Source organism: Achromobacter insuavis, from assembly GCF_902859645.1.
GTDB classification, from domain to species: Bacteria; Pseudomonadota; Gammaproteobacteria; order Burkholderiales; family Burkholderiaceae_B; genus Achromobacter; species Achromobacter insuavis.
The window spans coordinates 74,994-100,661 of sequence record NZ_CADIJR010000001.1 but is presented as its reverse complement, the minus strand read 5'-3'; the positions used below and the strand labels follow the sequence as shown (position 1 = coordinate 100,661).

The 25,668-nt window shown below is 68.0% G+C and carries 22 protein-coding genes; 13 read left to right on the top strand and 9 right to left on the bottom strand.

Annotated elements, in window-relative coordinates; genetic code table 11:
• Nucleotides 1-110 precede the first annotated feature (110 nt).
• From H0523_RS00420 to H0523_RS00410, 3 genes are all read right to left on the bottom strand, one after another.
• Complete coding sequence (locus tag H0523_RS00420) at nucleotides 111-644, bottom strand: isochorismatase family protein (protein WP_054432878.1); 534 nt, start codon at nucleotides 642-644, stop codon at nucleotides 111-113.
• Between the two features lie 84 nt (nucleotides 645-728).
• Nucleotides 729-2,402 carry an energy-dependent translational throttle protein EttA gene (gene ettA / locus H0523_RS00415; protein WP_006393139.1) on the bottom strand — a complete coding sequence of 558 codons (1,674 nt, stop codon included), beginning with the start codon at nucleotides 2,400-2,402 and terminating at the stop codon, nucleotides 729-731.
• A gap of 79 nt (nucleotides 2,403-2,481) precedes the next feature.
• Nucleotides 2,482-3,408, bottom strand: coding sequence for a DMT family transporter (locus H0523_RS00410; protein WP_082385803.1), 927 nt, complete (start codon nucleotides 3,406-3,408; stop codon nucleotides 2,482-2,484).
• Nucleotides 3,409-3,506: 98 nt separating this feature from the next.
• Between H0523_RS00410 and H0523_RS00405 the strand changes: the two genes are divergently transcribed.
• On the top strand, nucleotides 3,507-4,349 hold the full coding sequence (locus H0523_RS00405) for an AraC family transcriptional regulator (protein WP_257224950.1): 843 nt from the start codon (nucleotides 3,507-3,509) through the stop codon (nucleotides 4,347-4,349).
• Nucleotides 4,350-4,416: 67 nt separating this feature from the next.
• Complete coding sequence (locus tag H0523_RS00400) at nucleotides 4,417-4,938, top strand: hypothetical protein (protein WP_054432876.1); 522 nt, start codon at nucleotides 4,417-4,419, stop codon at nucleotides 4,936-4,938.
• Nucleotides 4,939-5,436: 498 nt separating this feature from the next.
• On the opposite strand, the gene H0523_RS00395 is transcribed toward H0523_RS00400, so the two are convergent.
• From H0523_RS00395 to H0523_RS00370, 6 genes are all read right to left on the bottom strand, one after another.
• Nucleotides 5,437-6,432, bottom strand: coding sequence for an ABC transporter ATP-binding protein (locus H0523_RS00395; RefSeq protein ID WP_054432875.1), 996 nt, complete (start codon nucleotides 6,430-6,432; stop codon nucleotides 5,437-5,439).
• Nucleotides 6,429-7,409 (bottom strand): ABC transporter ATP-binding protein, encoded by a 981-nt coding sequence (locus H0523_RS00390; protein ID WP_006393133.1) that lies wholly within the window; start codon nucleotides 7,407-7,409, stop codon nucleotides 6,429-6,431. The genes H0523_RS00395 and H0523_RS00390 overlap by 4 nt, the downstream gene beginning before the upstream one ends.
• A 10-nt stretch (nucleotides 7,410-7,419) precedes the next feature.
• Entirely contained in the window at nucleotides 7,420-8,334 is a 915-nt protein-coding gene (locus H0523_RS00385; protein ID WP_054432874.1) for an ABC transporter permease, read from the bottom strand.
• Nucleotides 8,334-9,323, bottom strand: coding sequence for an ABC transporter permease (locus H0523_RS00380; RefSeq protein WP_054416501.1), 990 nt, complete (start codon nucleotides 9,321-9,323; stop codon nucleotides 8,334-8,336). Before H0523_RS00380 ends, H0523_RS00385 begins: the two co-directional genes overlap by 1 nt.
• Nucleotides 9,324-9,389: 66 nt before the next feature.
• A complete protein-coding gene (locus tag H0523_RS00375) occupies nucleotides 9,390-10,961 on the bottom strand; it encodes an ABC transporter substrate-binding protein (RefSeq protein ID WP_054432873.1) in 1,572 nt (523 codons plus the stop codon).
• Nucleotides 10,962-11,192: 231 nt separating this feature from the next.
• On the bottom strand, nucleotides 11,193-11,687 hold the full coding sequence (locus tag H0523_RS00370; RefSeq protein ID WP_054432872.1) for a MarR family winged helix-turn-helix transcriptional regulator: 495 nt from the start codon (nucleotides 11,685-11,687) through the stop codon (nucleotides 11,193-11,195).
• A 371-nt stretch (nucleotides 11,688-12,058) separates the two neighbouring features.
• On the opposite strand from H0523_RS00370, the gene H0523_RS00365 reads away from it, so the two are divergent.
• From H0523_RS00365 to H0523_RS00315, 11 genes are all read left to right on the top strand, one after another.
• Nucleotides 12,059-14,284, top strand: a complete 2,226-nt coding sequence (locus H0523_RS00365) for a ferredoxin family protein (protein ID WP_054433080.1) — start codon at nucleotides 12,059-12,061, stop codon at nucleotides 14,282-14,284.
• 11 nt (nucleotides 14,285-14,295) lie between these two features.
• Nucleotides 14,296-15,840 carry an indolepyruvate oxidoreductase subunit beta family protein gene (locus tag H0523_RS00360; protein ID WP_054432871.1) on the top strand — a complete coding sequence of 515 codons (1,545 nt, stop codon included), beginning with the start codon at nucleotides 14,296-14,298 and terminating at the stop codon, nucleotides 15,838-15,840.
• Nucleotides 15,841-15,862: 22 nt separating this feature from the next.
• Entirely contained in the window at nucleotides 15,863-16,840 is a 978-nt protein-coding gene (locus H0523_RS00355; RefSeq protein WP_054432870.1) for a PDR/VanB family oxidoreductase, read from the top strand.
• A 27-nt stretch (nucleotides 16,841-16,867) separates the two neighbouring features.
• On the top strand, nucleotides 16,868-18,181 hold the full coding sequence (locus tag H0523_RS00350; protein ID WP_054432869.1) for an aromatic ring-hydroxylating dioxygenase subunit alpha: 1,314 nt from the start codon (nucleotides 16,868-16,870) through the stop codon (nucleotides 18,179-18,181).
• Nucleotides 18,178-18,669 carry an aromatic-ring-hydroxylating dioxygenase subunit beta gene (locus tag H0523_RS00345; protein ID WP_054432868.1) on the top strand — a complete coding sequence of 164 codons (492 nt, stop codon included), beginning with the start codon at nucleotides 18,178-18,180 and terminating at the stop codon, nucleotides 18,667-18,669. Before H0523_RS00350 ends, H0523_RS00345 begins: the two co-directional genes overlap by 4 nt.
• 9 nt (nucleotides 18,670-18,678) lie before the next feature.
• Nucleotides 18,679-20,310, top strand: a complete 1,632-nt coding sequence (locus tag H0523_RS00340) for an AMP-binding protein (protein ID WP_054432867.1) — start codon at nucleotides 18,679-18,681, stop codon at nucleotides 20,308-20,310.
• Nucleotides 20,307-21,482 carry a thiolase family protein gene (locus H0523_RS00335; protein ID WP_054432866.1) on the top strand — a complete coding sequence of 392 codons (1,176 nt, stop codon included), beginning with the start codon at nucleotides 20,307-20,309 and terminating at the stop codon, nucleotides 21,480-21,482. Before H0523_RS00340 ends, H0523_RS00335 begins: the two co-directional genes overlap by 4 nt.
• The gene (locus H0523_RS00330; RefSeq protein ID WP_054432865.1) at nucleotides 21,479-22,720 is read left to right on the top strand and encodes an SDR family NAD(P)-dependent oxidoreductase; all 1,242 of its coding nucleotides are present in this window, start codon (nucleotides 21,479-21,481) and stop codon (nucleotides 22,718-22,720) included. The genes H0523_RS00335 and H0523_RS00330 overlap by 4 nt, the downstream gene beginning before the upstream one ends.
• A 45-nt stretch (nucleotides 22,721-22,765) precedes the next feature.
• A complete protein-coding gene (locus tag H0523_RS00325) occupies nucleotides 22,766-23,551 on the top strand; it encodes a cyclase family protein (protein ID WP_054432864.1) in 786 nt (261 codons plus the stop codon).
• A 38-nt stretch (nucleotides 23,552-23,589) separates the two neighbouring features.
• Nucleotides 23,590-24,318: an SDR family NAD(P)-dependent oxidoreductase gene (locus H0523_RS00320; protein ID WP_054432863.1), complete on the top strand. Its 729-nt coding sequence runs from the start codon at nucleotides 23,590-23,592 to the stop codon at nucleotides 24,316-24,318.
• Nucleotides 24,319-24,481: 163 nt separating this feature from the next.
• Complete coding sequence (locus H0523_RS00315; protein WP_054432862.1) at nucleotides 24,482-25,630, top strand: ABC transporter substrate-binding protein; 1,149 nt, start codon at nucleotides 24,482-24,484, stop codon at nucleotides 25,628-25,630.
• Nucleotides 25,631-25,668 lie beyond the last annotated feature (38 nt).

The window sequence follows — 25,668 nt, the reverse complement described above, 5'->3', positions numbered from 1 at the left end:
TTCAGGATCGCAAAATATCCCGTCCCGCGCTGTGAAGTTTGCCCAGGAATTGTGTCAAACGGCGAGGGAATCTTTGCGCTTCCCAGGGACAGTGTTGCTGGAACGGACCGCTATTTGACCAGACGTAACACGTCGCGGAAGCGCGCATGCTCGCAGGTCTCCATCCACTCGAAAATCGCCATCTCCGTGGTCACGATCTCGGCGCCGTGGGCGCGCGCGCGGCGCAGCGCGGCATGGTGGTCGGACGGCTTGCGCGAACCCGCCGCGTCGGCCACCAGCACCGCCTTGTAACCCAGTTCGGTCAAACCGATGACGGTCTGCAACACGCAGATGTGGGCCTCGCAGCCGGTCACCAGCACCGTCTTGCGCGCCGCCGGCAGCCACGCATCGAAGCCGCGCTCGCGCGCCGCGGAGAAGTGCATCTTCTGGAACGTGGACTGCACCAGTTCGGCGAGCGGCGCCACCGTGACGCCCAGCATCTTGCTGTGATGCTCGGTGGCCACCACCGGCACCTCCAGCAGCCGCGCGGCCTGCGCCAGCTTGGCGTTGGCGGCCAACACCGCGTCGCCGTCGTGGATCACGGGCATCAGGCGGCCCTGCATGTCGACGATGAGCAGCGTGGAATCGGAGGCTTGCAGCAGCATGGGGGGACTCCTGGAATATTGGGAACCGCTTGAAAAAAACCCGGCACGCAATGGCCGGGTTTTCGGACTGCCAGTCAGGCCAGCTTACTTCAATGCCTTGTAGCGCAGGCGCTTGGGCTTGGCGCCCTCTTCGCCCAGGCGGCGCTTCTTGTCGGCTTCGTACTCCTGGTAGTTGCCATCGAAGAACACCACTTGCGAATCGCCTTCGAAGGCCAGGATGTGCGTGGCGATACGGTCCAGGAACCAGCGATCGTGGCTGATGACCATGACGCTGCCGGGGAACTCCAGCAGCGCGTCTTCCAGCGCGCGCAGCGTTTCGACGTCGAGGTCGTTGGACGGTTCGTCCAGCAGCAGCACGTTGCCGCCGGCGATCAGCGTCTTGGCCATGTGCAGGCGGCCGCGTTCACCGCCCGACAGCTGGCCGACCACCTTGTTCTGGTCGCCGCCCTTGAAGTTGAAGCGCCCCAGATAGGCGCGCGAGGACATCTCGAACTTGCCCACGGTCAGCAGGTCGGCGCCGTCGGCGACCGCGTCGAACACGGTCTTCTTGTCTTCGAGCGCGTCGCGCGACTGATCGACGTAGGCCAGCTTGACGGTCTGGCCGATCTTCACTTCGCCCGAATCCGGCTGCTCGCGGCCCGCGATCATGCGGAACAGCGTCGACTTGCCGGCGCCGTTGGCGCCGATGATGCCGACGATGGCGCCGGCCGGGATCTTGAAGCTGAGGTTGTCGATCAGCAGGCGGTCGCCGTAGGCCTTGCTGACGTTGTTGAACTCGATGACCTCGTTGCCCAGGCGCTCGCCCACCGGAATGAAGATTTCCTGGGTTTCGTTGCGCTTCTGGTATTCGTAGGACGACAGTTCCTCGAAGCGGGCCAGGCGCGCCTTGGCCTTGGCCTGGCGGCCCTTCGGGTTCTGGCGCACCCACTCCAGTTCCTTCTTGATGGTCTTCTGGCGGGCCGACTCGGACGACTCTTCCTGCTTGAGGCGGTCTTCCTTCTGTTCCAGCCACGAGCTGTAGTTGCCCTTCCAGGGGATGCCGTAGCCGCGGTCCAGTTCGAGGATCCACTCGGCGGCGTTGTCCAGGAAGTAGCGATCGTGGGTCACGCCCACGACGGTGCCCGGGAACTTGTGCAGGAACTGTTCCAGCCACTCGACACTTTCGGCATCCAGGTGGTTGGTGGGTTCGTCCAGCAGCAGCATGTCGGGCTTGGACAGCAGCAGGCGGCACAGCGCCACGCGGCGCTTTTCACCGCCGGACAGGTTGCCGACGATGGCATCCCAGGGCGGCAGGCGCAGCGCGTCGGCGGCGATTTCCATCTGGTGTTCGATGTCGTCGGCGCCGCTGGAGGCGGCGGCGGCGATGATGGCTTCCAGCTCGGCCTGCTCGGCGGCCAGCGCGTCGAAGTCGGCGTCCGGCTCGGCGTAGGCCGCGTAGACCTCGTCCAGGCGCTTCTTGGCGGTGACCACCGCGCCCAGGCCTTCCTCAACCGCCTGGCGCACCGTGTGCTCGGGGTTGAGCTGCGGCTCCTGCGGCAGGTAGCCGATGTTCAGGCCCGGCATGGGGATGGCTTCGCCCTCGATTTCGCGATCCACGCCCGCCATGATCTTCAGCAGCGTCGACTTGCCCGAGCCGTTCAGGCCCAGCACGCCGATCTTGGCGCCAGGAAAAAACGAAAGCGAGATGTCACGCAGGATCTGCCGCTTGGGCGGCACGATCTTGCCGACGCGGTTCATGGTGTAGACGTATTGGGCCATGGGCTCGTATAGGGTAAGAAAGCTGATGAATCGTTGATTGTAGGCCGGAACCCGGACAGGCGTGCGACAGGCGGCCGTTCTACGACGCGGCCCGCGCCCGCCGCCAGCCGGCGAACGGCGCCCGCATCTGCGCCAGCATCACCCCGGCCAGCGCCATCGCGCCGCCGATGATGTGAAAGAGATGCGGCTTCTCGTCCAGGAACACCGCCGCGATCGCCACCGTGCCCACCGGCATCAGGTTCAGAAACACGCTGGCGCGGTTCGGCCCCAGGTGCCGCACGCCCTGCATCCACAGGAACGGCGCGAACAGCGACGGGAACACCCCCGCATAGAGCACCAGCGGCAGGTTGTCGCCATTGATGGGCGAGGCGGGCGCCATCAGGAACCCCGGCAGCTGGAACAGCACGCCGAACGCCACCTGCACGTACAGCGACACCCACGGCCCGACAGGCAGGCCCCAGCGGCGCAGCAGCACGCCGTAGAGCGCGTAGGCCAGCGCGGCCACGCCCATCAGCACGTCGCCATGGTTGGCGCCCACCGACAGCAACCGCGTCGGATCGCCCTCGCCGATCAGCAGCGCCAGGCCCGCCAGCGACAGCAGGCCGCCCAGCAGCGCCAGCGCCGACGGCCGCTCGCGCAGCACCAGCGCCCCCACCGCGATCGTCAGCAGCGGGATCATCGCGGTGATGATGCCCATGTTGGTCGCCGTCGTGCTGCCGGCCGCCACATAGGCCAGGCCCTGGTACAGCGCCATGCCCAGCCCGCCCAGCACCGCGAACTTGGGCAGGTAGGGCCACACCAGGCGGCGCTGGCGCCACAGGCCGGGCAGCGCGAACGGCGTCAGCAGCACGCCCGCCAGGGTCCAGCGGTAGAAGCCGATGACCGCCGGCGAGATCAGGCCGGCCGCCATCTTGGTCACGATCATGTTGACCGACCAGATCAGCGCCGCCAGCAGCGGGAACATCAGGTAGCGGGCCGGGGTGGCGGGAGAATCTGCGCGCGTCATGGAAATACTGCCAAGCATGGAAAACAAGCGGCCAGTGTAGGAGCTGTCCGACTCGCTGTATATAATGAAAAACCGACAATTCCACGCGAACTTCGGACATGGCCCCCTTTCCCGACCTTGGCCCCGGCAGGCCCTATCCCCTGGCCTGCCGCATCCTGCACTTCCTGCCGAAATCCAGCATCCAGCGCCATCGCTCGCCCTGGGGCGAATTGAATTTCGCCCTCTCGGGCATCATGGAAATCGGCATCGAGGACACGACCTACCTGTCGCCGCCCCACTACGCCATCTGGATCCCGCCGCAGGTCCCCCATTGCTGCCAGAACCAGGCCGAAGTGCATTACGCCTGCATCGACGTCCCCGCCGCCGCCTGCGCCACCCTGCCCGCCACGCCCTGCACGCTGGAAATCAGCCCGGTCATGCGCGCCGTGCTGGCCGACTTCGAACGGCGCGGCGTCGCCTATCCGGATACGCCCGAAGACCGGCGCCTGGCGCAGGTCGTGATCGACCAGATCCGCGTGGCCCGCGCCTACGCCAGCTATCTGCCGTCCACCCACGACGCCACGCTGGCGCCGATTCTCGCGGCCCTGCAGCGCCAGCCTGGCGACAAGCGCGGCGCGGCCCACTGGGCCGCCACCGCCGGCATCACCGAGCGCACCCTGCTGCGCCACTGCCAGCAGCACCTGGGCATGCCCTTCAACGAATGGCGCCAGCGCCTGCGCGTCGTCAGCGCGCTGGAGATGCTCGATGCCGGCCATCCGGTGCAAACCCGTGGCGCGCGAACTCGGCTACAGCACCCCGTCCGCCTTCATCGCCATGTTCCAGCGCCTGACCGGCCAATCCCCCGACAGCGCCCGCAAACGTCCCGCCGCGCCGGCCTGACATCCCGCCACGCCGCGCCTGGATGCATCGTCATCCAAGCGCCCGATGCAAGCCTCGCGTGATCGCGAGACAATAGCGTCTGTTTTTTCGTAACGCCGTCCCCGCGGCATCATCGCGCCAGGAACCCCCATGTCCGCCTCCGCCACGCCCCCGCCTTCCCTGACCCACTTCAGCGCGACCGAACTCGACATGCTGGCCAAGACCGCGGACGCCCTCAGCGCCTACCTGGGCAAGCCCGTCCTGGCCGAAGTCGTACTGGGAGAAGAAGGCACCGAATGGGTCACCTATGGCGTGCCCATCGACGAAAACGCCGAGCCCGACGAAGAGCAGACCCACGTCCAGCTGGGCGGCCCCGGCGCCCGCCTCCTGGGCAACCGCGGCGGCCTGCCCCCGACCGGCGACGACACCTACGACTGCCTCTACCTCTGGGCCATCCAGATCTCACTGAACGAAGGCGAACGCTTCATCAAGCTCGACCACGACGGCGAAGAATCCGCCTGGTCCGACACCCTGGAAGACGTCCTCCCCTTCGCCCTGACCGAGGAACCCCTGCCCGATCCGGACGAGGAAGACGAAGAAGACGACGACGAGGACGAAGACGACGCCCACGACCACCCCCACGACCACAACGACCCCGGCCACCGTCACTGAAGAACAACAAGGCAGGCGGCCGGCCCCAATCCGCCGTCCTCCCACAAACAAAAGGGCTTCCAAAAGGAAGCCCTTTGCCAAAACCACTCCCCCGCCACACCGCCCCGAAAAAAAAAGGCAAGCGAGCAAGCCAGCACCACCTCGACGCCCCACCCCTCAGACGCTGCAACGGGCCGCCCGCGCGGCCCCGTTGCAGCAGCCCCGCAAGACCCTCTCCCCCCACGACAGTGCCGGCAAACACGCCAAGCACACCAGTCGCCCCAGCACCCGTCATGAGCCGCTGACGCAAGTCTGTCGCGGCGGTCGGCGGTGGGCGCGGGGCGTGTAGATGCGCCCGACGGAATCCGAAGGCAGCCGCCGCAGGCGGCAACGAGGATGAGGAAGGGGCAGTCCGGAGCGAACGCTCCGGACCGCAATCGTAGCCCCGCGCCCGCCGCCGACCGCCGCGACAGACGCCTCAAGAACTCAAACAACCCACAAGACTAAGACAGCAAAAGATCACCCCGCAATCCGCCCCTCCTCCACCGCATGGCAAGCCACAACCGCCAGCTCCGCCACCCGAGCCACAGGCGCCTCCGCCTTGCACCGCTCATTCGCATGCGGACACCGAGGATGAAACGTGCACCCCGACGGCGGATTCAACGGATTCGGCACTTCCCCCGCCACCGCCGTGCGCGGCTTCCCGGTCCCATCGATATCCGGAATCGCCTCCAGCAGCATCCGCGTATACGGATGCCGCGGCCGCGCGAACAGCTCATCGCGCGGCGCCACCTCCACCATCCGCCCCAGATACATCACCCCGACCCGATCGGCCACGTGATGCACCACCGCCAGATTGTGCGAGATGAACAGGTAGGTCAGCCCCAGCTCGCGCTGCAGATCCTTCATCAGGTTCAGCACCTGCGCCTGCACCGACACATCCAGCGCCGACGTCGGCTCGTCGCACACCAGGAACTCCGGATTCACCGCCAGCGCCCGCGCGATCGAAATGCGCTGGCGCTGCCCGCCCGAGAACTGATGTGGATAGCGGCTCTGGTCGGCCGGATCCAGCCCCACCTGCTTGAGCAGATCGCCGACCCGCGCCGTGCGCTCGGCCGGCGTCATCTTCGTGTGCGTCAGCATCGGCTCGGCAATGATGCGGCCGACCCGCCAGCGCGGATTCAGGCTCGCATACGGATCCTGGAAGATCATCTGCAGCCGCTTGCGCAGCTCGCGCCCGCCCGGCTCCGACATGCGCGACAACGGTTGGCCGTCGAAGCGGATGTCGCCGCGGGTCAGGCCATACAGCCCCACCAGCATGCGCGCCACCGTCGACTTGCCGCAGCCCGACTCGCCCACCAGCGCCAGCGTCTCGCCGCGCTTGATCTCGAACGACACGCCGTCCACCGCGCGCAGCATCACCCGCGGCTTGCCCGCCAGCTTGCGCTCCAGCCAGGGCGGCGACACATCGAACCAGCGCGCCGCGTCCTTCACTTCCACCAACGGCGTGCTCATGTGGCCACCTCGACTTCGTTTTCATGCAACCAACAGGCCGCGCGGGACGTGCCCGCCGGCATCAGCTCGGGCCGGTCCTGGCCGCAGCGCGGCAGGCGCCGCCCGCAGCGCGGATTGAAGGCACAGCCCGGCGGAATCGCGTTCAGCCGCGGCATGCTGCCGTCGATCTGCACCAGCCGCTCGGAATGTCCCTGCAGCGACGGGATCGATCCCATCAGCCCCGTCGTATACGGATGGCGCGGCTGGTGGATGACGTCGCGCACGGGGCCGATCTCGGCCACGCGTCCCGCGTACATCACCGCCACGCGGTCCGCCGTTTCCGCGATCACGCCCATGTCGTGCGTGATCAGCATCACCGCCGTGCCCTGTTCGCGGCACAGGCGCTTGAGCAGCTCGATGATCTGCGCCTGGATCGACACGTCCAGCGCCGTGGTCGGCTCGTCCGCCACCACCAGCTTGGGCTCGGCCGCCAGCGCCAGCGCGATCACCACTCGCTGCCGCATGCCGCCCGAGAACTGGTGCGGATAGTGGTCGATGCGCTCGCGCGCCGCCGGGATGCCGGTAGCCGCCAGCAGCTCGACCGCGCGGTTGCGCGCCTGCGACCAGCTCATGTCCAGGTGCGTCACGATGGTCTCGGCCAGTTGCCGGCCCACCGTGTACAGCGGATTCAAGGAGGTCAGCGGGTCCTGGAACACCGCTCCGATCTCGCGGCCGCGCACGCGGCGCATCTGCTCGTCGGGCAGGTTGTCGATGCGCCGGCCCGCCAGCAGGATCTCGCCGGCCGCGATGCGGCCGGGCGGTTCCAGCAGGCCGATGATCGACGCGCCGGTCAGCGACTTGCCGGCGCCCGATTCCCCCACCACGCCCAGGACTTCGCCCGCCTGGATCGAAAAGGACACGTCGTCCAGGGCGCGTAGCGTGCCGCGGCGCGTCGGAAACTCGACGCGCAGATTGCGGACTTCAAGTAATGCGCTCATGGGTATATCTCTAATTCAGGCGTGGATTCAATGCGTCGCGCAGCCAGTCACCCAGCAGGTTGACCGACAGCACCAGCAGCACCAGCGCCGCGCCCGGGAAGATGGTGATCCACCATTCGCCGGAAAACAGGAAATCGTTGCCGATGCGGATCAGCGTGCCCAGCGACGGCGCCGTCGGCGGCACCCCCACCCCAAGGAACGACAGCGTCGCCTCGGTGATGATGGCGGTCGCCAGGTGCACGGTGGCCAGCACCAGCACCGGCCCCAGCACGTTGGGCAGCACGTGGCGGAACATGATCACGGGCGAGGCCACGCCGATCACGCGCGCCGCCTGCACGTACTCGCGGTTCTTCTCCACCAGGGTCGAGCCGCGCACCGTGCGCGCGTACTGCGGCCAGCCGGCCAGTGCGATGGCGCCGATCAGCACCGGGAACGCGATGATCTCGTGCAGCTCGCGCGGCACCGCCGCGCGCGCCACGCCGTCGATCAGCAGCGCGATCAGGATCGCCGGGAACGACAGCTGCACGTCGGCGATCCGCATGATGAAGGCATCGATGCGCCCGCCCGCGTACCCCGAGATCAGCCCCAGCACGATGCCGATCAGCATCGACAGCAGCACCGAGGCCAGGCCGATCAGCAGCGACACGCGGGTGCCGTACAGGATCGCCGAATACAGGTCGCGTCCCTGGCTGTCGGTGCCCAGCAGATAGGTCGACTGGCCGTTGGGCGACCAGGCCGGCGGCAGCAGCGCGTCCAGCAGTTCGACCTTGGTCAGGTCGAACGGATTGTGCGGCGCCACCCAGCCGGCCCCGAAGGAGCCGATCAGCAGGGCTGCCAGCAGCACGGTGGCGACGATGGCCACGGGGGCCCGGCGCCAGGCCCAGGCAATATCGCTGTCCCACCAGCGTTTCATAACGGCACGCATCAGTGGCCACCTCCGCCGCGGGTCAGCCCGGAGCGCAGGCGCGGGTCCACGACAAAATACAGAAGATCGACGATCAGGTTGATCACCACGAACACCAGCGCGATCAGGCACAGGTACGCGGCCATCACCGGCACGTCGGCGAATTGCACCGCCTGAATGAACAGCAGCCCCATGCCGGGCCACTGGAACACCGTCTCGGTCACGATGGCGAAGGCGATGATGCCACCCAGCTGCAGGCCGGTGATGGTGATGACGGGCACCATGGTGTTCTTGAGCGCGTGGCCGAAATGGATGGCGCGACGCTTCAGGCCGCGGGCGCGGGCGAACTTGATGTAGTCCGAACGCAGCACCTCCAGCATTTCCGAACGCACCAGCCGCAGCACCAGGGTCATCTGGAACAGCGACAGCGTGATCGACGGCAGGATCAGGTGCTTCCAGCCATTCGCGGTGAACAGGCCGGAGGTCCACCAGCCCAGCGCCACGGTATCGCCGCGGCCGTAGCTGGGCAGCCAGCCCAGCTGCACCGAGAACACCAGGATAAGCAGGATGCCGATCAGGAAGGTCGGCAACGACACGCCCAGCAGCGAGCCGGCCAGCAACAACTGCGACAGCAGGCTGTTGCGCTTGAGCGCGGTATACACGCCCAGCGGCACGCCCACCACCAGCGCCAGCAGGGCCGCCACCAGGGACAGCTCCAGCGTGGCCGGCAGGCGCGATTTGAGCAGGGTCGAGACCGGTTCGCTCTGGCGCAGGGAAATGCCGAAATTGCCTTGCGCGGCGTTGGCCACGAAGTGGCCGAACTGGACGATGGCGGGCTCGTTCAGCCCCAGGCGCTCACGCAGTTCGATGCGCTCGGCATCGGTGGCGTCCTGCCCCAGCATGATGGTGACAGGGTCGCCGACGTATTGAAAAAGCACGAAGGCCAGTAGCGCGACGGTGAGCATCACCGCTACGGCCTGCAACAGGCGACGCAGTATGAAAGCAAACATAGGCGGGAAAGGCAAAACGGCGAAGCCCCGCGGGGCTTCGCTGTCTGATTAGCCGGAAGGGCGGGGTCAGTCGACCTTGACCCAGTCGGCAACGAGGCGGTTGTCCGCGCGGTGGATCACCGACACGTTCTTGCGCATGGCCCAGGGGATGACCTGGTCATGCAGCGGGATGTGGCCGAATTCCTGGGCGTGGACTTCCAGCACCTTGCGGATGTCGGCGTCGCGCTTGGCCACGTCGGTTTCCGTCTTGATGCGGTCGATGACCGCGTCCAGGTCCTTGTTGCTGTAGTTGCCCAGGTTGTACATGCCGTCCGCGCCCTCGCCCTTGGTGCGGATCAGGTTCTGCAGCGTGTACATGGCGTCGAACGTCGGCACGCCCCAGCCGAACAGGTAGGCGCTGGTGTCGGAGTTCTGCACCTTGGGGAAGTAGGTCGAACGCGGCATGGCGTTCATGGTCGCCTTCACGCCCACCTTGGCCCACATGCCGACCACGGCCTGGCAGATGGCCTCGTCGTTGATGTAGCGGTTGTTGGGACAGTCCAGCGTGAAGTTCAGGGTGCCGTCATAGCCGGCATCCTTGAGCAGGGCGCGGGCCTTCTCGGGATCGTAGGGCACGCGCTTGTGCAGCGATTCGGCCCAGCCGTGGACCTGCGGCGCGATCATGGTGCCGGTGGGCGCCGACAGGCCGCGCATCACGGCGCGCTTGATGGCGTCGACGTCGATGGCGCGGTACAGCGCTTCGCGCACGCGGATGTCCTGGAACGGGTTCTTGCCCTTGATGCTGGAGTACTGCAGCTCGGGACGCTTCTGGTCCAGGCCCAGGTAGATGGTGCGGTATTCGTTGCCCTCGACCACCTTGGCCGACTGGCGCAGGCGGTCCAGGTCCTGGGCGGCCGGATCCAGCACGAAGTCGATCTCGCCGGACAGCAGCGCGGCGGTGCGGGTGGCGTTCTGCTTGATCGGGGTGAACACCACTTCGGTCACGTTGCCGACCTTGTTGGCCTGGTTCCACCAGCCCTTGTTCTCTTCGAACACGGTGCGCACGTCGACTTCGCGCGACTTCAGCTTGTACGGGCCGGTGCCGTTGGTGTTGCGGGCGCCGAAGGTCTCTTCCTTGTTGACGAAGTCCTGCGGCTTGGCGATGTTGTTCTTCTCCGACCAGGCCTTGTTCATGATGAACACGTTGGGCAGCTGGCGCAGCAGCACCGGGTTGGGCGCCGAGGTCTCGATCTCGACCGTCAGGTCGTCGATCTTGCGCGCTTCCTTGATGCCGGTGGTGTAGGCCTTGTAGTTCGAGGTGGGCGCCATGGCGCGGTGCACCGAGAACACCACGTCGTCGGCCGTGAAGGCGGCGCCGTCGTGGAACTTGACGCCGGGGCGCAGCTTGAAGCGGTACAGCGTGGGCGAAACCTGCTCCCACTCGGTTGCCAGGCGCGGCACCACCTTGAAGTCCTTGTCGTAGTCCACCAGCGGTTCATAGACGTAGCTGTTGGCGGCAATCGTCATGCCTTCGTTCTGCGAGTGCGGATCAAAGGTGAGGATGTCGCCCTGGGCGGCCCAACGGAAGGTCTTGGCCTGCCCGATCGAGGGCACGGCCACGGCGGCGGCGATCGCGATGGCAATCAAAGTGCGGCGCATAGGTTTAACTCCTGACTATAGTCTGAATACCGGCGCGATATTGCCTAGGCCCAAGACCCGCGTCAATTAAGGGTTTATGCGTACCGGAGGGGGTTTTCAGAGGAGAAACATATTTAGGGACGTATAAAAATATGACAAAAAAATCGATCATCCCTTGATATAAACACTGTTCGCCCGGCCGGACCGGCCGCCATACCGGCGCCAGCCCCGTCCGGCGCGGCCGGAGCGCCCCTATTCGTCGGCGTCCAGCGGCAGGTCGAGCGGCACGTGCTCGGCCATCAGGCGCCGCAGCATGTCGATCAGCAGCGCCGCTTGGTCCTCGCCGAACGGCGCCAGCACCGCCTTCTGGTGCTGCATGGCCTGCTCGCACAGCGCGCCGATCAGGTGGCGGCCCTTGGTGGTGATGACCACGCGCGTCTGGCGGCGGTCGGCGCGCACGCCGCTGCGCGCCACCAGCCCCTCGGTCTCCATGCGCTGCACCACCTTGCTGAGCGTCGGCTGCTTGGTGATCGCCAGCACCGCCAGGTCGCCGATGGTCTCGCCGGCGCTGCCCTCCAGGCTGGCCAGCACCCGCCATTCGGTGACCGACAGGCCGGCGGCCTTCACCTGCTGGTGGAACTCCGCCGAGATGCGCTGGCTGGCCTGCGCCAGCAGGTAGGCCAGGTAGTCGTCGACGAACCGCGCGCCACTGGCCTGGGTCCCGTTGCCCTGCTTGTCCGACCGCATGTTGTTCCGCTCCCACGCATCAATAGTGAATAGACGACCCGAGGCCGGCAGGCGCATTGCACCACGGCGGCGCAAACGCGCGCCATGACGCGGCGCAATGCTGTTGCGCAGCACAGGGTATACCCCGAATCGCGACCCGTTTTTGCACCATGAAAGCGCCTTTTCAGCGCCTTCAGGCTAGAGGACAACCAGTATATACACCCTTGTTTTCGCGTGATATTTTTTTGATTCCATGAAATTTCATCTTTTTTGTTGACAGCTAAAACGTTGACTCCTAAAGTATTTTTCAGAGCGAAATTTCGTGACATGGGCGTGCTGCGCAGCAGCATGGCTTCGGGACCCGGATGCCGGTCCGCGTGGAGGAGTTCGAGATGGCTGAAAGGTCTTTCAAGAAAGAAGTCCAGCAGTTGCGCATCGGCGCGGGCGAGGAGTTCCGCGGCGAGGGGATTCTCGCGGTCACCAAGGCGCTGCTGCAGTCCGGCGTGGGCTATGTCGCGGGCTACCAGGGCTCGCCCATCTCGCACCTGATGGACGTGCTGGCCGACGCCAACGACATCCTGCAGGAACTCGGCGTGCACTTCGAGGCCAGCGCCTCGGAAGCCACCGCCGCCGCCACGCTGGCCGCCTCGGTCATGTACCCGATCCGCGGCGCGGTCACCTGGAAATCCACCGTCGGCACCAACGTCGCCTCCGATGCGCTGGCCAACCTGGCCTCGGGCGGCGTCACCGGCGGTTCGCTCATCATCGTCGGCGAGGACTACGGCGAAGGCTCGTCCATCATGCAGGAACGCTCGCACGCGTTCGCCATGAAATCGCAGATCTGGCTGCTCGATCCGCGCCCCAACCTGGAAAGCATGGTCAAGGCGGTGGAAGACGGCTTCGCGCTGTCGGAGGCCAGCAAGACGCCGGTGATGCTGCAATTGCGCATCCGCGGCTGCCACGTGCACGGCCGCTTCATCGCCAAGGACAACCAGCGGCCGGCGTTCTCGCTGGCCCAGGCGCTGGAAAGCCCGGCGCGCGACACCAGCCGCATCGTGCTGCCGCCGGCCTCGTTCCTGCACGAGCAGGAAAAGATCAAGGAGCGCTGGCCCGCCGCCATCCGCTATATCAAGGAACACAAGCTCAACGAACACTTCGACGGCGACCAGGACGACATCGGCCTGATCCTGCAGGGCGGCCTGTACAACGGCGTGATCCGTTCGCTGCAATTGCTGGGCCTGGCCGACAACTTCGGCAACAGCCGCATCCCGCTGTACGTGATGAACGTGGCCTACCCCGTCATCGAGGACGAGGTCATCGACTTCTGCCGCGGCAAGCGCGCCGTGCTGCTGCTGGAGGAAGGCCAGCCCGACTACCTGGAACAGGCCCTGCACGCGGTGCTGCGCAAGGCCGGCGTCGATACGAAACTGTCCGGCAAGGACGTGTTGCCGATGGCCGGCGAATACACCACCCAGGTGATGCGCGACGGCCTGCGTGAATTCCTCAAACGCGAACGCCCCGAATCGCTGCAGACCCATCCGGCCGTGGCCGCCGACGCCGGCGCCGCCGAGCCCGCGCTGCAGGTCACCGAGATCACGCGGCCCAAGCCCGCGCCGCGTCCGGCCGAGCAGCCCATCACCTTCCACAAGCACGTCGCGGAACTGGCCGCCGTGGTGCCGCCCCGCCCGGCCGGCTTCTGTACCGGCTGTCCGGAGCGGCCGATCTTCTCGGCCCTGACGCTGGCGCAGGAAAAGCTGGGCCAGCACCATATCTCCTGCGACATCGGCTGCCACCTGTTCTCGATCCTGCCGCCGTTCAACCTGGGCGCGACCACCATGGGCTACGGCCTGGGCGCGTCCAGCGCCGCGGCCTTCAACGTGCCGGCGGCCAAGCGGCCCATCTCGATCATGGGCGACGGCGGCTTCTGGCACAACGGCCTGGCCTCGGGCATCGGCAACGCGGTGTTCAACAAATACGACGGCGTCATCGTCATCGTCGACAACTTCTACGCCTCGGCCACCGGCGGGCAGGACATCCTGTCCTCGCGCGCCGAGAATCCGGACCGCTCCACTAACAACCCCATCGACCAGGCCGTGCGCGGCGTGGGCGTGAAGTGGGTGCGCACGCTGGACCGCACCTACGACGTGGCCAAGGTGCGCGCCACCATCGAAGAAGCGCTGACCACCGACATCAAGGGCCCCAAGGTCATCATCGCCCAGTCGGAATGCATGCTGAACAAGCAGCGCCGCATCAAGCCGCTGTTCAACCAGGCGGTCAAGGCGGGCAAGCGCGTGGTCAAGGAACGCTTCGGCGTCGACCCCGACGTCTGCACCGGCGACCACGCCTGTATCCGGCTGTCCGGCTGCCCGTCCCTGACGGTCAAGGACAGCGGCGATCCCCTCAAGGAAGATCCGGTCGCCCACGTCGAGAGCAGCTGCGTCGGCTGCGGCAACTGCGGCGAAGTGGCGCACGCCGCCGTGCTGTGCCCGTCCTTCTACCGCGCCGACATCGTCCACAATCCCAGCGGCCGCGACCGTTTCCTGGCGCGCCTGCGCCAGGGCGTGATCGGCTACCTGCAGCGCCGCCGCGAAGCGCGCCTGGCCAAATTCGCCCTGTGAGGACCCGCCCCATGAACCCGGTGGCATTGCAGCAAGGCACTCCCATCAAGATCGCCATCCTGGCCATGGGCGGCCAGGGCGGCGGCGTGCTGGCCGACTGGATCGTCGACATGGCCGAGCACGCCGGCTGGTGGGCCCAGACCACCTCGGTGCCGGGCGTGGCGCAACGCACCGGCGCCACCATCTATTACCTGGAACTGCTGCCCGAGTCCGACGTGACCCGCGCCGGCCGTCCGCCCGCGCTGGCGCTGATGCCCACGCCGGGCGACGTCGACCTGGTGGTGGCGGCCGAGCTGATGGAAGGCGGCCGCGCCATCCAGCGCGGGCTGGTCACGCCCGACCGCAGCATGCTGATCACCTCATCGCATCGCAGCTACGCGGTCAGCGAGAAATCGGCGCCCGGCAACGGCATCGCCGATCCCAACAAGGTGCTGGAGGCCGGCCGTGCCGCGGCCCGCCGTTTCCTCTGCTTCGACCTGCAGGACCTGGCCGACCGCGCCGGCAGCGTCATCAGCGCCAGCCTGTTCGGCGCCGTGGCCGGCAGCGGCGCGCTGCCGTTCTCGCGCGACGACTTCGAGGCCACCGTGCGCCGCGCCGGCGTCGGCGTGGACGCCAGCCTGCGCGCCTTCGCGCTCGGCTTCGAGGCCGCCGACCAGGCGCCCGCGCAGCCGGCCGCGATCGACCTGACGCGGCCGGTGCCCGCCGTGCCCGAGCGCGCCGCCAGCCCGAAGGCGCAGGCCTTGCTGGACCGCATCCAGCGCGATTTCCCCGCCTGTGCGCAGCCGATGCTGACGGCCGGCGTGCGCCGCCAGATCGAGTTCCAGGACCTGGCCTATGCCGAGGACTACCTGGCCCGCATGGCCGCGATCCGCGAACTCGACGCGCGCCACGGCGGCGACGCCCGGCAATGGGCGCTGACCTGTGCCGCCGCGCGCTACCTGGCCACCGCCATGGCCTATGACGACGTGATCCGCGTGGCCGACCTGAAGACGCGCGGCAGCCGCTTCGAGCGGGTGCGCGCCGAAGTGGGCGCCAAGCCGGACCAACTGGTCTACACCACCGAATTCATGCATCCGCGGCTGGAGGAAATCTGCGGCACGCTGCCGGCCGGGCTGGGCCGCTGGCTCGAACGGTCGAAAGCCTTCGGCGGTTTCGTCGAACGCCGCCTGGGCAAGGGCCGCCGCATGCAGAGCGGCACGCTGGGCGGCTTCCTGATGCTGTACACGCTAGCCGGCATGCGGCGCTTCCGCCGCCGCACGCTGCGCCACCAAATCGAATCCGCGGGGCTGACCCAATGGCTCGACCTGATCGCCAGCCTGGCGCCGCGCGACTACGACCTGGCGGTCGAGACCGTCAACTGCCGCCGCCTGGTCAAAGGCTACAGCGACACCCACGTGCGCGGCGGCGGCAAGTACCGCCAGCTGATCGCGGCCGCCGCCCAGCTGGCGGGCCGGCCCGATGCGGCCGCCTCGCTGCGCGCCCTGCGCCAGGCCGCGCTGGCCGACGAGAAATGCGGCCCCATGGAACGCCAACTGGCCGAAAAACTGGCCGCCTGACATCGAGATAGAGACGAACGCCGTGCAAACCCTGAAACTCATCGTCCGTGAAGTCCGGCAGGAATCGCCGCTGATCCGCTCGCTGCGCCTGGCGCGCGAAGACGGCGGCGCCCTGCCCGCCTTCGGCCCCGGCGCCCACCTGAAGGTCAGCGTGCCGGGCCTGCGCGAACCGCGCTGCTACTCGCTGGTGCAACTGGCGCCGGAGGCCGGCCGTTTCGCCGAACCCGTCGAATATCGCCTGGGCGTGCGGCTGGAGGAAGCCAGCCAGGGCGGATCGCGCCACATGCACGGGCTGGCGGTGGGCGACACGCTCAGCGTCGAAGGCCCGAAGAACGATTTCCCGCTGCACGAGGCCCCGGCCGGCGACGAGCCGGTGGTGCTGATCGCCGGCGGCATCGGCATCACGCCGGTGGCGTCGATGGCCGCGGCGCTCAAGTCCGCCGGCCGCGCCTTCGAACTGCACTACAGCGGCCGCAGCCGCGACCAGCTGGCGTTCCTGCCGGAACTGCAGGCGCTGGCCGGCGACGCGCTGGTGCCGCACGCCGACGACGACGCGACCTGCCGCTTCGACCTGAAGGCGCTGCTGGACGCCGCCCATCCGCGCCAGCACCTCTACGTCTGCGGCCCCAAGGGCCTGATCGACGCCGTCATCCAGGAAGCGCGCGCGCGCCACTGGCCCGACGCCCACATCCATTTCGAGCTGTTCGCCAGCGCCGCGCCGCAGGCGGGCGACCAACCCTTCGAGGTCGAACTGCGCCAGTCCGGCCGGGTGCTGACCATCCCCGCCGACAAGACCATCGTCGACATCATGGAAGAAGAAGGCTGCGACCCGATGTACGACTGCAAGCGCGGCGAATGCGGCGTGTGCCAGGCCACTGTGCTGGAGGGCGAGCCGGACCACCGCGACTACTACCTGTCGGATACCGAGAAGGCCAGCGGCAAGATCATCCAGATCTGCATCTCGCGCGCCAAGTCGGCGCGCCTGGTGCTGGACCTGTAGGGCCGGGCGCGACAAGAGGAGACCACCATGGCCAAATACCGCGACAACCCCGACGCCATCCGCGCCCTGCTGCGCGAGACCGAGGTGCACAAGGACCTGTTCATCGACCCGGAACTGTTCGACCTGGAGATGGAACGGCTGTACGCCAACACCTGGGTCTTTGTCGGCCACGACAGCCAGGTGCCCAATCCCGGCGACTACATCACCACCACCGTCGGCAACCAGCCGGTGGTGATGGTGCGGCACAGCGACCGCTCGGTGCGCGTGCTGCACAACCGCTGTCCGCACAAGGGCACCATGGTGGCGGGCGACGCCTGCGGCAACACCGGCAAGTTCTTCCGCTGCCCGTACCATGCCTGGACCTTCAAGACCGACGGCAGCCTGCTGTCGATCCCGCTGAAGAAGGGCTACGAGAACACCGGCCTGGAGCAGTGCGAGGCCAGCCAGGGCATGGCGGCGGTCAAAGACGTGCGCAACCATCGCGGCTTCGTGTTCTGCCGCCTGAACCCGAACGGCCAGTCGTTCGAGGACTTCTTCGGCGACGCGCTGTCGACGCTGGACAACATGGTCGACCGCTCGCCCGAGGGCCGGCTGGAAGTGGCCGGCGGCGTGCTGCGCTACATGCACCGCTGCAACTGGAAGATGCTGGTCGACAACCAGACCGACACCTGCCACCCGATGGTGGCGCACGAATCGTCGGCCGGCACCGCCGTCAAGGTCTGGGAGCAGGCCCCGGCCGGCACCCCAAAGCCGATGGCGGTGGAACTGTTCGCGCCCTTCATCTCGCCCTACGAGTTCTTCGAGAACATGGGCATCCGCGTCTGGGAAAACGGCCACGGCCACACCGGCGTGTCCGATTCGATCCACGCCGCCTATTCGGGCATTCCGGGTTACTGGGAGTCGATGGTCGCCGCCTACGGCGAGGAGCGCGCCCACCAGATCCTGGGCGACGTGCGCCACAACACCGTGTACTTCCCCAACATCATGGTCAAGGGCCCGATCCAGACCCTGCGCGTGTTCAAGCCGATCGCCGCCGACCGCACCCTGGTGGAATCGTGGACCTTCCGCCTGGTCGGCGCGCCCGACCTGCTGCTGGAACGCACCCTCATGTACAACCGCCTGATCAACGCGCCCACCTCGGTGGTCGGCCACGACGACCTGGAGATGTACGAGCGCGCGCAGGATGGCCTGCAATCGCGCGCCCGCGACTGGGTCAACGTCGGCCGCCTCTACGACCCGGCCGAGCTCGGCCAGAAGAACGTCACCACCAACGGCACCAACGAATGGCAGATGCGCAACCAGTACCGCGCATGGGGCCGCTACATGACGGAGCAGGCATGAGCTTCAGCGACCGCGACCTGATCGATTTCGTCTACGCCGAGGCGCGCCTGCTCGACGAGCTGCGCTTCGAGGACTGGCTGGAGCTGTACGCCGACGATGGCTACTACTGGATGCCGCTGGCCCACGGCCAGACCGACGCCCGTCTGCATGCCTCGCTCATGTACGAGGACAAGCTGCTGCTGCGCGTGCGCGTCGAGCGCCTGGCCGGCCAGCGCACCTTCTCGCAGCAACCCAAAAGCCGCTGCCACCACCTGCTGCAGGCGCCCACGGTCGAGCACGACCATCCCGATTCGGCGCCGGACCAGGGCCGCCACGTGGTGCGCACCGCCTTCCATTACGTCGAGACGCGGCAGGACGCGCAGACGCTGTACGCCGGCTGGGCCACGCATCACCTGGTCGAGCAGGACGGCGCGCTGCGCATCCGCCTCAAGCGCGTCGACCTGGTGAACTGCGACGCCGCGTTCGGCAACATCCAATTGTTCATGTAGGAGCGGCTTGTGAGCACCACCGTCCACCAGGCTTTCCTGGACACCGCGGCCCGGCATGGCGCCCGGCCCTTCCTGTGCATCCTGCCGGAAACCGCCGACATCTACGGCATCGGCGCCGGCGAACTGGGCTATGCCCAGGCCGCCGCCGCCATCGAGACGCTGCGGGCGGCCTACGCCCGCGCCGGCTACGGCCACGGCCATCGCGCCGGCCTGCTGCTGGAAAACCGGCCGGCCTTTTTCCTGCACTGGTTCGCGCTGAACGCGCTGGGCGTGTCGGTGGTGCCGATCAACCCCGACCTGCGCGCGGCCGAACTGGAGTACCTGACGGGCCATTCCGAGATCGCGCTGGCCGTCGCCCTGCCGCAGCGCCACGCCGACCTGCTGGCCGCCGCCGAGCGCGCCGGCCGGCCGCTGCGCGTGATGGGCCCCGACGATGCGCCGCCCGCCGCGCCCTTCCCCGCGCCGCTGGCGGGCACGCCCGACGAACTGACCGAATGCGCGCTGCTGTACACGTCCGGCACCACCGGCCGCCCCAAGGGCTGCATCCTGCCGAACCGCTATTTCCTGCACGCGGGCGGCTGGTACGCCCGCATCGGCGGCCTGGCCGAATTGCGCCCCGGCGAGGAACGCATGCTGACGCCGCTGCCGCTGGTGCACATGAACGCCATGGCCTATTCCGCCATGGCCATGGTGCTGACCGGTGGCTGCCTGATCCCGCTGGACCGCTTCCATCCCAAGACCTGGTGGGACAGCGTGCGCGATTCCGGCGCCACCGTGCTGCACTACCTGGGCGTGATGCCGGCGATCCTGATGAAGGCCGAACCCTCGGCCCGAGACCGGCAGCCGGCGATTCGCTTCGGCTTCGGCGCCGGGGTCGACCGCAAGCTGCATGAACCGTTCGAGGCGCGCTTCGGCTTCCCGCTGCTGGAAGCCTGGGCCATGACCGAGACCGGCGCCGGCGCCGTCATCATCGCCAACCAGGAGCCGCGCCACATCGGCAGCAGCTGCTTCGGCCGCGAAGAGGACGACGTGGCGGTGCGCATCGTCGCCGACCACGGCGGCGAGGCCGCCGCCGGCGAGCCGGGCGAGCTGCTGGTGCGCCATGCCGGCGATGACCCGCGCTACGGCTTCTTCGCCGGCTACCTCAAGGACGCGGACGCCACCTCGCAGGCCTGGGAAGACGGCTGGTTCCACACCGGCGACATCGTGCGCCGCGAGGCCGATGGCGCGCTGCGCTTCGTCGACCGCAAGAAGAACGTGATCCGCCGCAGCGGCGAGAACATCTCGGCGGTGGAGGTCGAAAGCGTGCTGCTGCAGCATCCGCTGGTCAAGGCGGTGGCGGTGGCCGCCGTGCCCGACCCGGTGCGCGGCGACGAGGTGCTGGCCTGCGTGGTGGCGGAAACCGCGCCCGCCGACGCCGCCGCCCGCGACGATGCGGCCCGCGACATCGTGCAATGGAGCCTGCAACAGCTGGCCTACTACAAGGCGCCCGGCTACGTCGCCTTCGTCGACAGCCTGCCGCTCACCACCACCAACAAGATCCAGCGCGGCGAAATGAAGACGCTGGCGCCGACGCTGCCCGGCACCGCCCGCTGCGTCGACACCACCGCCATGAAGAAGCGCCAGGAGCCAGCCCGATGACCCCGACGCGCGCCCGCTACGACGGCGTGGTGGCGGCCCTGCCTGTCAGCATTCCGTATGAGCGCTACTCCACCCATGCCGCGCATTGGTGGCTGGGCCGCGCGCTGGGCGCGCTGATCCGCCAGGCCGGCATCGCCAAGACCGACGTCGACGGCCTGTGCGTGTCCAGCTTCACGCTGGCGCCGGACACCGCCGTGGGCCTGACGCAGCACCTGGGCATGAGCCCGCGCTGGCTCGACCACATCCCCATGGGCGGCGCCAGCGGCGTGGCCGCGCTGCGCCGCGCCGCGCGCGCGGTGCAGGCGGGCGACGCCGGCATCGTCGCCTGCATCGCGGGCGACACCAACCAGGTCGACTCGTTCCGCAACACCGTCAGCCAGTTCTCGCGCTTCGCCCAGGACGCCGTCTATCCCTATGGCGCGGGCGGCCCCAACGCCAGCTTCGCGCTGCTGACCGCGCACTACATGCGCAGCACCGGCGCCACCCGCGAGGACTTCGGCAAGGTCTGCGTGGCGCAGCGCGACAACGCCCTGCGCTATCCGCACGCGCTGATGAAGAAGCCGCTGACGCTCAGGCAGTACCTGGACGCGCGCGTCATCACCGACCCGATCCACCTGTTCGACTGCGTCATGCCCTGCGCCGGCGCCGACGGTTTCCTGGTGATGAGCGAAGACCGGGCGCGGGCGCTGAACCTGCCCTACGCCCGCATCCTGTCCACCATCGAGCGCCACAACGCCTGGATCGAGGACCCGATCCAGACCCGCGGCGGCTGGACCATGGACATCGACGAACTCTACGGCATGGCGGACGCGGCGCCGGCCGACATGGACTTCCTGCAGGCCTACGACGACTACCCCGTCATCAACCTGATGCAGATGGAAGACCTGGGCTTCTGCGCCAAGGGCGAGGCGCCCGGGTTCGTGCGCGCCAACACCTTCACCGTCGATGGCAGCTTGCCGTTCAACACCAATGGCGGCCAGCTGTCGGTGGGCCAGGCCGGCGCCGCCGGCGGCTACCTCGGCATGGTCGAGGCGCTGCGCCAGCTGACCGGCACGGCCGGCGGCACCCAGGTGGCCGACGCGCGCCTGGGCCTAGTCAGCGGCTTCGGCATGATCAATTACGACCGCGGCCTGTGCACCGCCGCGGCCATCCTGGCCAGGAGCGACGCATGACCGAGCCGCTAGCCAAGCCGCCGCGCAAGAACCCCGTGGCGCGCACGCGCCAGCCGACCCTGCCGCCCGGCGCCCGCAGCCGCGCCGCCCTGGGCTTGACGGCCGCGGCCGCCGAGGGCCGCTTCGAACTGCAGGCCTGCGCCGATTGCGGCGCGGTGCAATACCCGCCGCGCGAGGTCTGCGGCCATTGCCTGTCGGAACGCCTGCCGTGGCGGCCGGTGGATCCCGACGGCGTGCTGCTGGTCAGCACCACCCTGCATCACAGCAACGACCTCTATTTCCGTGAACGCCTGCCGTGGCGGGTGGGCACGGTGCGCATGGACGCCGGCCCGTCGGTGGTGGCGCACGTGCACCAGGATTGCGCCGACGGCGCCCGCGTGCGGCTGGCGCTCAAGCTCGACCGCAGCGGCCAGGCCGTGATGATCGCCCTGCCCGAAAGGAATACGCCCAATATGGAAGACGACAAGACCCTGCGCGAGACCTCGTGCGATCCGAAATTCCGCCGGGCGCTGGTCACCGACGGCAAGTCGGCGGTGGGCCAGGCGGTGGCGCGCGCCCTGCTCGACGCCGGCTGCCCGACCGTGTTCCTGGGCGACCCGCAGGCCTGGCGCCGCGACGCCGCCTTCGACGCGCTGGCGGCCGATCCGCGGGTGCAGGCGCTGGCCCTGGACGTGACCGACAGCGACTCGGTCGAACGCGCCGCGGCGTCGATCGGCGGCAAGGTCGAGATCCTGGTCAACACCGCCGACCTGGAACGCGAAGGCGGCCTGCTCGGCCGCAAGGACGTCAACACCGCGCGCGACGCCCTGGACGTCAACGTGCTGGGCCTGATGCGGCTGGCGCAGGGCTTCGGCCCGGCGCTGTGCGGCCGCGCCGCCGACGGCGTCAACAACGCCACGGCCTGGGTCAACGTGCTGTCGATCTACGCCCACGTCAACCTGCCGGCGCGCGGCATGTGGTCGGCCTCCAAGGCCGCCGCGCTGTCGCTGGCGCAATGCCTGCGGGCCGAGCTGCGGCCGGCCGGCGTGCGCGTGGTGAACGTGTTTCCCGGCCCGGTCGACCACGAATGGGAGCAGCGCACGCCGCCCCCGCGCGTGGCGCCCGCGGCCATCGCCGGCGCCATCGTGCGCGCGCTGAAGGAAGGCGTCGAAGACGTGTACGTCGGCGACGTGGCACAGGAATTCCGCGCGCGGCTGGCGGAGAACCCCAAGGGACTGGAACGAGAACTGGGCGCCTGACGGCGGCCGCCGTGCCCGACGAGACGAAAACCAAAGGAGCAACAGATGAGCCAACCCATACTTGCGCAATTCATGACCGAACTGGTGTCGGGCCGCATCCGCCTGGTGGACCTGACCGAGACGCTGACGCCCGAATTCCCCACCATCGTGCTGCCGCCGGAATTCGGCCAGGCCTGGCCGTTCCGCATCGAGGAAATCTCGCGCTATGACGAGCGCGGCCCGGCCTGGTACTGGAACAACTTCTCCTGCTCCGAGCACACCGGCACCCACTTCGATGCGCCGGTGCACTGGGTCACCGGCAAGGACCAGCCCGACAACACCGTCGACACCATCCCGGTCGAGGCGTTCATCGCCGGCGCCAGCGTCATCGACTGTTCGGCCGAGGCGCGCGACAACCCCGACTTCCTGCTGACCATCGACTTCGTCAAGAAGTGGGAGGAAAAGCATGGCCGCATCCCGGCCCGTTCCTGGGTGCTGATGCGCACCGACTGGTCCAAGCGCGCCAAGCCGGCCGAATACCTGAACATGAAGGAAGACGGCGCCCACTCGCCCGGCCCCGACGCCGAGGTGGTGCCATGGCTCATCAAGGAACGCGACGTGCACGGCTTCGGCACCGAATCGGTGGGCACCGACGCCGGCCAGGCCCATCACCTGAATCCGCCCTACCCCTGCCACTACTTCATGCACGGCAACAACCGCTACGGCCTGCAGTGCCTGACCAACCTGGACCAGCTGCCGCCCACCGGCGCGGTGATCTTCTCGGCGCCGCTCAAGATCCGCAGCGGCTCGGGCAGCCCGCTGCGGGTGCTGGCGCTGGCGCCGCGCGCCTGAGCGGCGGCGGATAACTAAAGAACACAGGGGGATCCACCATGACGCACACCAACGTCGCCATCGTCACCGGCGGCAGCGCCGGCATCGGCGCCGAAATCTGCCGCAGCATGCTCGACGCGGGCTACGAAGTGATCTCGATGGCGCGCCGCGCCGCCGACTTCGGCCACCCGCGCCTGCACAACGTGCAGGTGGACCTGCTGGACGCCGACGCCACGGCCCAGGCCGGCGCCGAGATCGCGGCGCGTTTTCCGGTCAGCCATGTCATCCACAACGCCGGCGTCATCTGGCCCAACCTGCTGCCGCAGGTGACCCAGGAGGAACTGCACGGCCTGACCCAGATCCACCTGGGCGCGGCCATCAGCCTGGTGCAGGCGGCCCTGCCCGGCATGCAGGAGCGCCATTTCGGCCGCATCGTCATGATGTCCTCGCGCGGCGCGCTGGGCCTGCCCACCCGCACCGCCTATTCGGCCACCAAGGCCGGCATGGTCGGCATGGCGCGCACCTGGTCGCTCGAACTGGCGCCCTACGGCATCACCGTCAACGTGGTGGCGCCCGGCCCGATCCAGACCGACATGTTCTACGAAGTGATCGAACCCGGCAGCGAACGCGAAAAGCAGCTGGCCAACGGCATCCCGGTCAAGCGCCTGGGACGCTCGGACGACGTGGCGCGGGCGGTGATGTTCTTCGCCGACCCGGCCAACAGCTTTGTCACCGGCCAGACGCTGTTCGTCTGCGGCGGCGCCAGCGTCAGTTCCATCACCATCTGACCGGCGTCCCACGCATCCGCTTCGGGTTTTGACGGATAGGTAAGCACGCAGACCGCGTCTACAGTGCAGTGCCAGAAAGTTGAAGCCAAAAGCAATTTCCGCGGTATCCGTTTTCTCCGTTTTCCAGCCGCACCCACTCTGCCCCCTATCCGGAGGTTTTGCCATGCTGTCGAAGAAACTCCCCCTGGCCGCCGCCGTGCTGGCCACGCTGGTCTCCCTGCCCGTCCTGGCCCAGGTCAAGGTCGGCGTGGTCACCTCGTCCACCGGCCCCACCGCGCTGGTCGGCATTCCGCAAAAGAACACCGTGCCGCTGCTGCCCAAGAAGATCGGCGACCTGACCGTGGAATACATTTCGCTGGACGACGCCAGCGATTCCACCAACTCGGTCACGGCCTTCAAGAAGCTCATCACCGAACAGAACGTGGACGCCCTGATCGGGCCGTCGGGCTCGCCCAACGCCATGGGCGTGATCCAGTTCGCCGCCGAGGCCGGCGTGCCGATGCTGGCGCCGGTGGGCACCGCCGCCGTGGTGCTGCCGATGAACGAGCAGAAGAAGTGGGTCTTCAAGACCACCCAGAACGACGACATCATCGCCCGCGCGCTGGTCGACCACATGGCCAAGACCGGCATCAAGACGGTCGGCTTCATCGGCCTGAACGATCCCTATGGCGAGAACTGGTACAAGGTGTTCTCGGCCATGGCGGCCGAAAAGGGCATCAAGCTCACCGCCAACGAACGCTACCTGCGCTTTGACAGCTCGGTCACCGGCCAGGCGCTGAAGATCCTGGCGGCCAAGCCCGACGCCGTGCTGATCGCCGCCCCCGGCGCCGCCAGCGTGCTGCCGCAGACGACGCTGTTCGACCAGGGCTACAAGGGCAAGTTCTACCAGACCCACGGCGCCGCGCTGCCCGACTTCCTCAAGCTCGGCGGCAAGAAGGTCGAAGGCACCGTGCTGGCCGCCAGCCTGATGCTGGTGCTGCCGGAAATGCCCGACAGCAATCCGTCCAAGAAGGTCGCCAGCGACTACATCGCCGCCTACGAGAAGCTCAACGGCTCCAAGCCCGCCACCTTCGGCGCCAACGTCTACGACGCCGGCCTGCTGCTGGAAAAGGCCATCCCGCTGGCCGAGAAGGCCGGCAAGCCGGGCACCAAGGAGTTCCGCAGCGCGCTGCGCGACGCGCTGGAACAGACCCGCGAGCTGGTCGGCACCCAGGGCGTCTACAACATGAGCGCCGCCGACCACAGCGGCTTCGACGACCGCGGCCGCGAACTCATCACGGTGAAGGACGGCAACTGGACGCTGGTGAAGTAAGCCGAAATAGCCCCCCCGAAGCGCTGCGCGCCTCCCCC

Excerpts from the sequence above, each read along its gene's own strand:
- H0523_RS00390 (WP_006393133.1), bottom strand. The coding sequence starts at position 7,409 with ATGAGCGCATTACTTGAAGTCCGCAATCTGCGCGTCGAGTTTCCGACG.
- H0523_RS00335 (WP_054432866.1), top strand. The coding sequence starts at position 20,307 with ATGACCCCGACGCGCGCCCGCTACGACGGCGTGGTGGCGGCCCTGCCT.
- H0523_RS00360 (WP_054432871.1), top strand. The coding sequence starts at position 14,296 with ATGAACCCGGTGGCATTGCAGCAAGGCACTCCCATCAAGATCGCCATC.
- H0523_RS00375 (WP_054432873.1), bottom strand. The coding sequence starts at position 10,961 with ATGCGCCGCACTTTGATTGCCATCGCGATCGCCGCCGCCGTGGCCGTG.
- ettA (WP_006393139.1), bottom strand. The coding sequence starts at position 2,402 with ATGGCCCAATACGTCTACACCATGAACCGCGTCGGCAAGATCGTGCCG.
- H0523_RS00315 (WP_054432862.1), top strand. The coding sequence starts at position 24,482 with ATGCTGTCGAAGAAACTCCCCCTGGCCGCCGCCGTGCTGGCCACGCTG.
- H0523_RS00400 (WP_054432876.1), top strand. The coding sequence starts at position 4,417 with ATGTCCGCCTCCGCCACGCCCCCGCCTTCCCTGACCCACTTCAGCGCG.
- H0523_RS00380 (WP_054416501.1), bottom strand. The coding sequence starts at position 9,323 with ATGTTTGCTTTCATACTGCGTCGCCTGTTGCAGGCCGTAGCGGTGATG.
- H0523_RS00365 (WP_054433080.1), top strand. The coding sequence starts at position 12,059 with ATGGCTGAAAGGTCTTTCAAGAAAGAAGTCCAGCAGTTGCGCATCGGC.
- H0523_RS00370 (WP_054432872.1), bottom strand. The coding sequence starts at position 11,687 with ATGCGGTCGGACAAGCAGGGCAACGGGACCCAGGCCAGTGGCGCGCGG.
- H0523_RS00405 (WP_257224950.1), top strand. The coding sequence starts at position 3,507 with ATGGCCCCCTTTCCCGACCTTGGCCCCGGCAGGCCCTATCCCCTGGCC.
- H0523_RS00420 (WP_054432878.1), bottom strand. The coding sequence starts at position 644 with ATGCTGCTGCAAGCCTCCGATTCCACGCTGCTCATCGTCGACATGCAG.
- H0523_RS00410 (WP_082385803.1), bottom strand. The coding sequence starts at position 3,408 with ATGACGCGCGCAGATTCTCCCGCCACCCCGGCCCGCTACCTGATGTTC.
- H0523_RS00350 (WP_054432869.1), top strand. The coding sequence starts at position 16,868 with ATGGCCAAATACCGCGACAACCCCGACGCCATCCGCGCCCTGCTGCGC.
- H0523_RS00345 (WP_054432868.1), top strand. The coding sequence starts at position 18,178 with ATGAGCTTCAGCGACCGCGACCTGATCGATTTCGTCTACGCCGAGGCG.
- H0523_RS00385 (WP_054432874.1), bottom strand. The coding sequence starts at position 8,334 with ATGCGTGCCGTTATGAAACGCTGGTGGGACAGCGATATTGCCTGGGCC.
- H0523_RS00330 (WP_054432865.1), top strand. The coding sequence starts at position 21,479 with ATGACCGAGCCGCTAGCCAAGCCGCCGCGCAAGAACCCCGTGGCGCGC.
- H0523_RS00320 (WP_054432863.1), top strand. The coding sequence starts at position 23,590 with ATGACGCACACCAACGTCGCCATCGTCACCGGCGGCAGCGCCGGCATC.
- H0523_RS00395 (WP_054432875.1), bottom strand. The coding sequence starts at position 6,432 with ATGAGCACGCCGTTGGTGGAAGTGAAGGACGCGGCGCGCTGGTTCGAT.
- H0523_RS00325 (WP_054432864.1), top strand. The coding sequence starts at position 22,766 with ATGAGCCAACCCATACTTGCGCAATTCATGACCGAACTGGTGTCGGGC.